Annotated in this window: 5 protein-coding genes and 2 pseudogenes; 4 read left to right on the top strand and 3 right to left on the bottom strand. The window is 37.0% G+C overall.

What is annotated here, in order from left to right:
* The 4 genes and pseudogenes from WBM60_RS04635 to WBM60_RS04620 all read left to right on the top strand — a co-directional run.
* Window positions 1-211, top strand: a pseudogene (locus WBM60_RS04635) (mevalonate kinase); the annotation flags it as partial.
* A 10-nt stretch (window positions 212-221) separates the two neighbouring features.
* Complete coding sequence (locus tag WBM60_RS04630; protein ID WP_424277001.1) at window positions 222-1,127, top strand: geranylgeranylglycerol-phosphate geranylgeranyltransferase; 906 nt, start codon at window positions 222-224, stop codon at window positions 1,125-1,127.
* A complete protein-coding gene (locus WBM60_RS04625; protein ID WP_424262431.1) occupies window positions 1,127-2,077 on the top strand; it encodes a carbon-nitrogen hydrolase family protein in 951 nt (316 codons plus the stop codon). Before WBM60_RS04630 ends, WBM60_RS04625 begins: the two co-directional genes overlap by 1 nt.
* Window positions 2,078-2,149: 72 nt before the next feature.
* Window positions 2,150-2,992 (top strand): pseudouridine synthase, encoded by an 843-nt coding sequence (locus WBM60_RS04620; RefSeq protein ID WP_424277002.1) that lies wholly within the window; start codon window positions 2,150-2,152, stop codon window positions 2,990-2,992.
* Window position 2,993: 1 nt separating this feature from the next.
* Here WBM60_RS04620 and WBM60_RS04615 read toward each other — a convergent pair whose 3' ends face one another.
* The 3 genes and pseudogenes from WBM60_RS04615 to WBM60_RS04605 all read right to left on the bottom strand — a co-directional run.
* Window positions 2,994-3,434, bottom strand: coding sequence for a BLUF domain-containing protein (locus WBM60_RS04615; RefSeq protein WP_424260809.1), 441 nt, complete (start codon window positions 3,432-3,434; stop codon window positions 2,994-2,996).
* 100 nt (window positions 3,435-3,534) lie between these two features.
* The gene (gene argH, locus WBM60_RS04610) at window positions 3,535-4,809 is read right to left on the bottom strand and encodes an argininosuccinate lyase (RefSeq protein WP_424277004.1); all 1,275 of its coding nucleotides are present in this window, start codon (window positions 4,807-4,809) and stop codon (window positions 3,535-3,537) included.
* A 48-nt stretch (window positions 4,810-4,857) separates the two neighbouring features.
* Window positions 4,858-5,221: pseudogene (locus tag WBM60_RS04605) on the bottom strand (acetylornithine deacetylase); the annotation flags it as partial.

The following is a 5,221-nucleotide window of genomic DNA, read 5'->3' as shown; positions in this document are numbered from 1 at the left end:
GCAACTTTCGCATGTGGTTTTGGACCATTTCAAACCTATGATCCCTAAAGAATTTCATAAACTTTGGAGGCGCGGAATAGAAACTAATGATTACTACCTGAAATTATGTGGATCCGGAGGGGGTGGTTATATTTTAGGATTCACTCAGGATTTGGCAAAGGCAAGAACTGCGTTAAAAGACTATCATTTAGAAGTGGTATACAACTTCTAAGTCCCTAGAAATGCTTAGTAGAAAAAACAAACTCCTGCTATTAAAAGGGCTGAGTCTGTTTTCTATCATAAGAGGGTATAATGTCCTTATGATAACCCTTGCCCAGTATCTGGCTTCCATTTATATACTGGCTCCGGACCTTCCCTTACGTGAGGTTGTATTTGATCCAAATTTATTTGTACTGGTATTAGCATCAGCTCTGGTAATATCCGCCGGCTATATCATTAATAGTTTTTATGACTCGGAGAAGGACCTTATCAATAGACCACAAAAGAGTATGCTGGACCGATTGGTAAATCAACGTACAAAATTAAGCGCCTATTTTGTTTTTAACTTCCTTGCGGTTTTATTGGCCAGCTACGTGTCTTTCCGGGCGGTACTTTTCTTTTCTGCCTATGTATTTGGAATTTGGTTGTATTCACATAAATTAAAAAAAATTCCTTTTGTTGGAAACATAGTTTCAGCTTCATTAATAATTGTCCCTTTCTTTGCAATCTTCGTGTATTATAGAAATTTTGATACCGTTATTTTTGTCCATGCAATCTTCTTGTTTCTATTGATTTTAGCTCGTGAAATGATTAAGGATATGGAAAATATTACAGGGGACCTGGTTCAAAATTATAAGACTATTCCCGTTTTATACGGCCCCTTGTATTCTAAGCTAGGTATTAGTTTTTTAATACTACTCACATTGATACCCGCTTCCTTGTTAATTAATAAATTTAATGTGGGTCATATGAATATTTACTTTATTGCCTGTATTCTTTTTTTAATAGTATTCCTGATTTTACTCTGGAAGTCCAAGACCAAGAAAGATTATATATGGCTTCACAATATTCTTAAGTTTATAATTGTTGCTGGAGTTTTTAGTATATTATTGATTGATGTAGATCTCGTTCTAAACCGAATATTTTAATGCAAAACAATTTGAAAATTGCTCTGGCCCAAATTTCACCGGTATGGCTAGACAAAAAGGGTACTATAGCTAAAATAAAAGACACCATACGATTAGCAGCTGAGGGGAATGCGGAACTCTTAATTTTTGGAGAAGGATTTCTTCCGGGATATCCTTTTTGGCTGGCATATACTGATGGTGCTTCCTGGAATTTAAAGATTAATAAGGAAATACATGCACATTATATGCACAATGCTATTCAAATAGAAAAAGGAGAACTTGATGGTATATGTGATTTGGCCCGTGAACATAAACTCGCAATTTATCTGGGAATTATCGAACGGGCCCCGGACAGGGGCGGCCATAGCTTATATTGCTCTTTGGTATATATTAATGATAAGGGGGAAATTAAATCTGTTCACCGAAAGCTACAGCCTACTTACGACGAGCGACTTACATGGGCACCTGGAGACGGCCATGGTCTGAAGACTCACAATTTAAAACAATTTACTGTAGGGGGGCTAAATTGCTGGGAAAACTGGATGCCTTTGGTAAGGGCTGCAATGTATGGTTTGGGAGAAAATTTGCATATTGCTGTTTGGCCGGGTAGTGAATACAACACAAGAGATATTACACGCTTTATTGCAAGGGAATCCAGGAGTTTTGTAGTCTCTGTTTCCTCTTTGATGCACAAAAAGGATTTACCAAATAATTTACCACATGTAGAACAATTATTAAAAAAGACGCCTGAAATCCTGGCCAACGGAGGATCCTGTATAGCAGGTCCCGATGGAGAATGGATCCTTGAACCGGTAGTAGGTAAGGAAGGACTTATTTTTCAAACTTTGGATTTCAACAGAGTCTATGAAGAAAGACAAAATTTTGATCCTGCTGGTCACTACTCCAGACCAGATATAACTAAATTGGTCGTAAACAGGCAACGGCAGTCAACAATCGATCTTGAAGATTAAGTTGCAGATATATTGACTTTTACGCTAAGCTACATCCAATTCCCTTTACTACCTTTGCTCAAAATTTAGACAATGCGCAGACCGCAATCAAATAAAGATAAAAGTAATACACCGGGAAAAAGAAAGGAGTATACAAAAAAACCATTTTCCAAAGGACGTGTCGCAACAAGTTCTAAAAAGACTAATCCTGCTCCTTCAGATCCTGATTTAATAAGGCTTAATCGTTACGTAGCCAATGCCGGAGTTTGCTCCAGAAGAGAAGCTGATACATATATAACAGCCGGAAATGTGACGGTAAACGGAAAGACCATTACGGAAATGGGACACAAAGTTAAACTCACTGATATTGTTAAGTTTGACGGACGTTTGCTCAACCCACAAAAAAAGGAATACGTGCTTTTAAACAAACCCAAGAATTTTATCACTACTACAAGTGATGAAAGGGGGAGAAGAACAGTTATGGAATTAGTTTCCAAAGCTTCAAAGTCGAGATTAGTGCCGGTTGGACGGCTGGACAAGAATACCACAGGGCTCTTGCTTTTTACCAACGACGGGGATCTGGCTAAAAAGCTTACGCATCCAAGACATGGTATCCGCAAGATTTATCACGTTGAATTGAACAAAAACCTTTCAGGAGAGGATTTAAAAAAAATACAGGAAGGAATTACATTAGATGATGGTCCAATTAAGGTTGATGAAGTCAGTTATATAAACAATTCTCCCAAGCGCGAAGTAGGCATAGAGATCCACAGCGGCAGAAATAGGATTGTAAGGCGTATTTTTGAGCATCTTGGATATGATGTAAAAAAACTCGATCGTGTAATTTTTGCCGGGCTAACCAAAAAAGATCTTCCTCGGGGACATTGGAGGCATTTAACCAAGCAAGAAGTTATAAATTTAGGGATGAACCAATAAATTAGGGTTGCGACTCTAATGTTTTCCCAAGATTTTCCCTAACTGCAATCCAGAAAGCATTAACAGATGGGTTTAAGTGAGCGTTTGAATCCGGGTTTTCTTTATAGGAACCTATTAATAGTTTGAAGTAGTTGATCTGGTCATTGTCACCAAAGAAATCGGCATAGGCCATTTCCCAATCCTTAAATTCCCGTGTATCTGCAACACCATAAGCTAATATTGTAACATCCTTATGCCGCTTATCTTCCTTAATCTTATCAAAAAGGTTGAGAACTTTTATTTGATTACCTTCAAGATACTGAATAAATTCTCCTTCATAATACAGTAAACAACCCGTTATACTGTCACGTGAATTATTATCTCTTGCCTTTTCAAGCATTTCTTTTACATCAACTTGATTAAAAGTTGGTGAGGCAACCGATCTATAAACAAGACAAAACATGATAAATGAGGTATCTGCAAAAGCTTATGCACTAAAGATAAAATATTTAGTGGTTATGTCTAATTCAGAAATAAATTTATTTAAAAGGCGAACATGAAAGTTATGCCTTCATTTTATCCTTAATCTTATCCAGACACAAATTACCCAAGCTCCCTTCGTGAGTATGTTTTAATTGTTTTTTAGGTTTAAAAGACCCTGCTTCAATTTCAGCACCTATTTGTTTATAAGCATCACGGAAAGGCATTCCGCTTAGAGCGAGTTGATTCAAAGTATCTACACTAAAAAGATAATCATACTTAGGATCATCCAGAATATCGGAATTTACCTTAACATCTTTTAAACTGAAAGTCATCATTTCCAAACAGGATTTTATTTCCTGGATTGCCGGGATTATTAGTCCCTTTACCATTTGCAGGTCTCTGTGATAACCACTGGGTAGATTAGTTGTGATAAGAGTAATATGGTTAGGGATGGCTTGCAGGCTGTTACATTTTGCCCTGATAAGTTCAAAGACATCTGGATTTTTTTTATGGGGCATAATACTGCTGCCAGTTGTTAGTGCATCCGGAAATGATATAAAATTGAAATTCTGACTCATATAGAGACAAATATCCATTGCCAGCTTAGACAAAGTGCCGGCAATTCCTGAGATGCCAAAAGCAGTGGCTTTCTCCACTTTTCCACGTCCCATTTGGGCAGCAACAACATTATACTTCAAATCTGCAAATCCCATTTCTGTAGTTGTATAAGAACGATCAATTGGAAAGGAACTTCCGTAACCGGCCGCGCTTCCAAGTGGGTTTTGATCAGCAATTTTAAAAGCTGAATCTATAAAGTAAAGGTCATCAATAAGACTTTCCGCATATGCTGAAAACCACAATCCAAATGAAGAAGGCATTGCAATTTGAAAATGGGTATATCCGGGCAATAAAACTTCTTTGTATTTTTCAGCTAGTTCAATCAGTAATTTAAACAGTTCTTTGGTCAGGTGTTTTATTTCAGATAATTCTTCCTTTAGATATAATTGCATAGCTACCAAAACCTGGTCATTTCTGGAACGGGCCGTATGAATTTTTTTTCCTGTATCGCCAAGTTTTTCGGTTAATAAAAATTCTATTTTAGAGTGAACATCCTCGAAGGTATCTTCAATTATAAACGTTCCTTCTTTAATACTTTGGCCTATATTCTCCAGTTCCCGGACCAGGACAAGTGTTTCCTCACTTGTCAATAACCCAATTTTACCTAACATTTTTGCATGTGCCATAGAGGCTATTACATCATACTTAGCCAGTACCAAATCCAATTCCCTATCGTTACCCACCGTAAAATGATCAATTTTTTTATCTGTACTGTATCCTTTGTCCCAAAGTTTCATTGCTCTTATTTTAAGTAGTTTCTTCTGCTTAATGCTCTTTAAATTTGATTAGTTTGTTAAAAACCCATCGAGTATTTTAATGTATAAATTAATGCCTTCTTCAATTTCCTTTATATAAATATACTCATCGGCAGTATGTGAACGTGTACTATCCCCGGGGCCTAATTTTAATGAAGGGCAGCTAAGTGTTGCCTGATCTGAAAGGGTAGGAGAGCCATAAGTGCTTCTTCCTAATGCAACCCCCGAATTTACCAAAGGATGATTCTTGTCTATAGAAGAAGAATTTAATCTTAATGATCTGGGTTTTAGCTCACAAGGAGCTTCCCTTGATAATATCTCAGCTATTTCCTTATTGTTGTATCTATCATTAACACGAACATCAATTACAAGATTGACGTTGGCAGGCACTACA

Source organism: Eudoraea sp. (assembly GCF_049669105.1).
Taxonomy (GTDB): domain Bacteria; phylum Bacteroidota; class Bacteroidia; order Flavobacteriales; family Flavobacteriaceae; genus Eudoraea.
This window is presented reverse-complemented; position numbering and strand designations above follow the sequence as displayed.

Excerpts from the sequence above, each read along its gene's own strand:
- WBM60_RS04620 (WP_424277002.1), top strand. The coding sequence starts at position 2,150 with ATGCGCAGACCGCAATCAAATAAAGATAAAAGTAATACACCGGGAAAA.
- argH (WP_424277004.1), bottom strand. The coding sequence starts at position 4,809 with ATGAAACTTTGGGACAAAGGATACAGTACAGATAAAAAAATTGATCAT.
- WBM60_RS04615 (WP_424260809.1), bottom strand. The coding sequence starts at position 3,434 with ATGTTTTGTCTTGTTTATAGATCGGTTGCCTCACCAACTTTTAATCAA.
- WBM60_RS04630 (WP_424277001.1), top strand. The coding sequence starts at position 222 with ATGCTTAGTAGAAAAAACAAACTCCTGCTATTAAAAGGGCTGAGTCTG.
- WBM60_RS04625 (WP_424262431.1), top strand. The coding sequence starts at position 1,127 with ATGCAAAACAATTTGAAAATTGCTCTGGCCCAAATTTCACCGGTATGG.